This window comes from Embleya scabrispora DSM 41855 (assembly GCF_000372745.1).
In the GTDB taxonomy this organism is placed as follows: Bacteria; Actinomycetota; Actinomycetes; order Streptomycetales; family Streptomycetaceae; genus Embleya; species Embleya scabrispora.
Map to the genome: position 1 here is coordinate 1 of NZ_KB889623.1, position 4,421 is coordinate 4,421.

Below are 4,421 nucleotides of genomic sequence, written 5' to 3' on the forward strand. Positions count from 1 at the left end.
GGCTTGCCGTTGACCGTGATCAGGCCGTCGGCGAGTTCGACAGTGCGGAAGCCGATGCGCAGCGGCAGCCGCTCGCCTGGGGTGGCGAGGATGCCGTCGTACAGGTGCGGGGTCTCCGCGGTCCACGGCCGGACGGGGACCGTGACCGGGGCGCCGGTCGCGGTGTCGATGCCGAGCGCGGCACGGTTACGCGGCCGGGAACGTCGGAGTCGACGCGCAGGGTTCCCTCGCTGGTCAGCACCCGTACCTCCCCGAACCCCCACTCGACCGGCTCAACGAGCCCGGCGAGCCCGCAGCCACGAGGTAGCCGCCGCGGTCACCCGAAGGTGTCCAGATAAGGACATGCTCGGCCGGTACTCCTTCCAGCTCCCCGGCCTGCCCGGTGGCCTGCGGCTCCTGCGCGACAAGACCGCCGTGGAAGAGCTGTGACGGGGCAGTGGTGGGGCAGTGGTGGGGCCGGCGCCGGACGGTGCATCCCTATCGGGCCGGGCCGGACGGAAGGGTCAGGTGTCAGCGCGGTACGCCGAGGCCGTCGAGGACGATGCCCACGGCCCGGTCGAGGGCCTCGCCTTCGCTGAGGTCCGTGGCGTATGCGAGGGCGCGCAGGAGGAGGGAGACGTCGCCGCCGGTGACGTCGGGGCGCGCGGCGCCGGCGGCCTGGGCGCGGCGGAGTGCGCCGTCGAGGGCCGCGCGGAAGGCGTCGGCCGCCTCGGTGACCGGCCGGGACAGGCCCTGGCCGTCGTCGTCGTGCGGGGGCAACAGATCCATCAGGGTCATCTTCACCGGCCCGGCCGCCGCGAGGGACCTCATCAGGGAGGCGAAGGCTTTTCCGGGGTCCTGGCTGTCGGCGAGCGCCGGCGCCTGGGCGGTCAGCTTCTCCAGGTAGCGGCACGCGGTGGCCTCGATGAGGTCCTGCTTGGTGGCGAAATTCCGGAAGACGGTGGCGATGCTGACCCCGGCCCGCTGCGCGACCTCATCGGTGGAGGCGGCGGCCCCCTTCTCGGCGAACACATGCTCGGCGGCCAGCAGGACCTTCTCCCTGTTGGCGGCTCCGTCGCGGCGCATACCGGACCCCTTTTGCAAACGTAGTGGGCACTACGTATGATGCGTAGTGGAGACTTCGCTTAAGGGTAGGGGGTCTCGCCCCGCTGCGCCAAACGCGCGGGACACCCCATGTCCGGCGATCGCCATAAACAGCACGGGCCGATGAGCGCACAGCCCTCCCAGGCGAAAGACGCCCACCCTTCGCACCGCAGGCCCCCAGGGCACCGGCGTGGTAACGGCCCTCCCCACGGGCCGGCAGAAAACACTAAGGAGCACCAACCATGTCCGTAACGGACGAGAACACCACTGTCGTGATCGTGGGCTCGGGTGTCGCCGGGCTCGCCCTCGGCAACTTCCTCCTGCGCAGCGGGATCGACTGCGTGGTACTGGAGCGGCGCAGCCGCGAGTACGTCGAGCAGCGCCAGCGCGCGGGGGTCATCGACCCCAGGGCCGCGCGCATGTTCCGCGAGTGGGGCCTGGAGGACCGGGTCCTCGACGGCGCCCCCTTCGCGCCGGTGCTGAACTTCCGCGTCGACGGCGAGACGCGGCCCTTCCGGTACGTGACCGACGACCACGTCGACGGACGCTTCTGCCCCCAGCAGGTCCTCGTGCGCAACCTCATCGACGTCTTCGTCAGCGACGGCGGCGACCTCCGCTTCGAAGCCGAGGACGTCGAACCGGAGGACCTCACCGGCCCCCGGCCCCAGGTGCGCTACCGCGACAGCACGGGCGTGACGCGGACCGTCACCTGCGACCTCATCGCCGGCTGCGACGGAGACCACGGCGTCAGCCGGGCGAGCATCCCCGACAACGTACTCACCCGCCAGTCCCACGAGTACGGGTACGCCTGGCTGACCGTACTGGCCGACGCCCCCGCCAACCACCAGTCCATGATGGCGATCCACGACCGGGGATTCGCCGGCCAGTTCGCCCGCGGACCCCAGGCCAGCCGCTTCTACCTCCAGTGCCCGCTGGACACTGCCGTGGAGGAGTGGACGGACGACCGGATCTGGGAAGAGATCGAGGCACGCTTCGGCGAACCGGTCACCGCGAAGGGACCCATCACCAGCAAGACGCTGGTGCCGCTGCGCAGCGTGGTCTACGACCCGATGAGCTACGGCCGCCTGTACCTGCTCGGTGACGCCGCGCACATCGTGCCGCCCATGAGCGCCAAGGGCATGAACCTGGCCCTTCACGACGCCGACGTGTTCGCCACGGCCGTCCTGAAGCAGGTCAAGGAGCAGGACGCGGGCCCGCTGGAGGCGTACTCTGCCACCTGCCTGAAGCACGTGTGGAACTACCAGGCGTNCGCCGCATGGTTCACCGACCTCATGCACGACGCGGGAGACGTCTCCTACCACGGTGAGTTCCGGCGCCGCCTGGCGCGCGCCGAGTTCGAGCGCCTCTACGACTCGGAGACCGCCAACCGGCTCTTCGGCGAGTTCCTCACCGGCCTGAACTGAGCCCCCACCTCCTGGCCGAGTAAGCAGAGTTTGCAGGTCTGAGCAGCCGGGCCTGCAGCCTCTGCCACCAGCGACGTCGGGCCGCGTGGGCGTCAGGTGCGCGCGTCGACTTCGCACGCGTCGAGCGACCCGCTTGCGAGTCCCGAACGATTGGAACTTCGTTCCCGGTCTATTCCTTGAATCCGACCCCACCGAAGGCATCGACCGCGTCGGGAGCGATGTCGCCGGCGGGCGGTCGCCAGTCGGTGACCCTGACCACCCCCGGTTCCACGAGTTGGAGGCCCTCGAAGAACGCGGCGATGTCCTTCGGATCGCGCACGTAGTAGGGCACGGCGCCGCTTCGGTTGTACTGGTCCTGTGCGTTGACCATGGCGGGTGAGGTGGCGGTGCCGTCGTACTGGACGAGGTAACTGCCGCCGGGCAACGCGTCCATGAATTTGCCCACCAGATCCTTGGCGTCCTCGTGGCTCGCGACGTGACCGAGAACGCCCATCACGACCAGCGCCACCGGCTTCGTGAAGTCCAGGGTGCGGGCGGCCTCGCGAAGGATCGTGTCGACGTCGCGCAGGTCCGCGTCCAGGTAGGCGGTGGCCCCTTCCGGTGTGCTGGTCAGCAGTGCACGGGCGTGCGTCAGGACGAGGGGGTCGTTGTCGACGTACACGATCCGGGCGTCGGGCGCCACGCGTTGGGCGACCTCGTGGGTGTTGTCCGCGGTCGGCAGGCCGGTGCCGATGTCCAGGAACTGCCGCACGCCCGCCTCGCCGGTCAGGTACTCCACCGCGCGGACCAGGAAGCCTCGCGACGTGCGGGCAACGTCGACCAGGCCGGGCCACTGCGTGGCGATCAGGTCGGCGATCTCGCGGTCCGCGCGGTAGTTGTCCTTCCCGCCGAGCCAGTAGTTCCAGAATCTCGCGGAATGCGGAACCGTCGTGTCGATGCGGGCGCCGTCTCGGTCGACGGCGGAAGGGATGTTCTCGGCCATGCGGGTCTCCGTAGGTTGTTTGGGTGGTCCGGGAGGGGCGGGTGTGGCTGATGTGTTGTTGCCTTTGCTGGCTTTCCGGGAGCGGCCGATGAACGCCCTTTGGTGGTGGACGAATACGCGATGTCCGCCTGTTGAAAGGCGTTCCTTTCGCGGCCCTGGTCACCTGGACACGGACGATCTCGCCGTGGCTGCCGCGCAGGATCACATGACGCCGACGCAGCGAATTGAGCCAATTGGCCCCCGGGGTGAGGCCCTGGGCTCCGACGACGACGATCGATTCGGTCTTCAAGAACGCTCGGCAACCGGAATTCGGACGTCGGACCGAGAGGCAGGCGCTTCGGGTCGGAACCGGTCGAGGTGTATCGCAGGCGGACGTACCGAAGTCGAACCGGCGCCGAGCGTCGCCGAATAGGATCACTTGGGACCGCAACGAACCGGAGCGAGTCCGGCCCGATGCGAGCCCGAGCCGACTTCGAATCAGAACCAAAATCCTGCCCGATTGGATCCCGGTTTGCGCCCGGGTTCCATCCGGAAGGCATCCGGAGCCGATCCGGCCGACCTGCTCGCCCCTGCCTCGCTCGCCCTCAGCCGGAGCTGAGTGCCTCGGTCGGTGGCAGCCGTGCCGCCCGACCGGCCGGGTAGAGGCCGGCGAGTGCGCCGATGGCGACCGATGCCGCGACTCCGCCCAGGATGGCCGGCCACGGCAGTACCAGGGGCCAGCCCTGGGCGTGGGCGTAGCCGCTGGTCACGATCAGGCCGAGTAGGACGCCGGCGACGCCGCCCAGGCCGGAGAGGGTGATCGCCTCGGTGAGGAATTGGAGGCGGATCTGGCCGCGTCCGGCGCCCAGGGCTCGGCGCAGGCCGATTTCCTGGCGGCGTTCGAGTACGGAGATGACCATGGTGTTGGCGACGCCGACGCCGCCGACCAGGAG

4 protein-coding genes and 1 pseudogene are annotated in these 4,421 nt (G+C 69.6%); 1 reads left to right on the plus strand and 4 read right to left on the minus strand.

The window, feature by feature from the left end; translation table 11 throughout:
• Both A3IC_RS54165 and A3IC_RS0113320 read right to left on the minus strand, forming a co-directional pair.
• Positions 1-238 (minus strand): annotated as a pseudogene (locus A3IC_RS54165) (hypothetical protein); the annotation flags it as partial.
• A gap of 272 nt (positions 239-510) precedes the next feature.
• Positions 511-1,065 (minus strand): TetR/AcrR family transcriptional regulator, encoded by a 555-nt coding sequence (locus A3IC_RS0113320; RefSeq protein ID WP_020550550.1) that lies wholly within the window; start codon positions 1,063-1,065, stop codon positions 511-513.
• A 260-nt stretch (positions 1,066-1,325) separates the two neighbouring features.
• Between A3IC_RS0113320 and A3IC_RS0113325 the strand changes: the two genes are divergently transcribed.
• Positions 1,326-2,507 carry a 4-hydroxybenzoate 3-monooxygenase gene (locus A3IC_RS0113325; RefSeq protein WP_026218215.1) on the plus strand — a complete coding sequence of 394 codons (1,182 nt, stop codon included), beginning with the start codon at positions 1,326-1,328 and terminating at the stop codon, positions 2,505-2,507.
• 169 nt (positions 2,508-2,676) lie between these two features.
• Here the strand turns inward: A3IC_RS0113325 and A3IC_RS0113330 are convergent, their stop codons facing one another.
• Both A3IC_RS0113330 and A3IC_RS54170 read right to left on the minus strand, forming a co-directional pair.
• Entirely contained in the window at positions 2,677-3,489 is an 813-nt protein-coding gene (locus tag A3IC_RS0113330) for an SAM-dependent methyltransferase (RefSeq protein WP_020550552.1), read from the minus strand.
• Between the two features lie 584 nt (positions 3,490-4,073).
• Positions 4,074-4,421: ABC transporter permease (locus tag A3IC_RS54170; protein ID WP_040876569.1), on the minus strand; the 348-nt coding region annotated here is incomplete at its 5' end.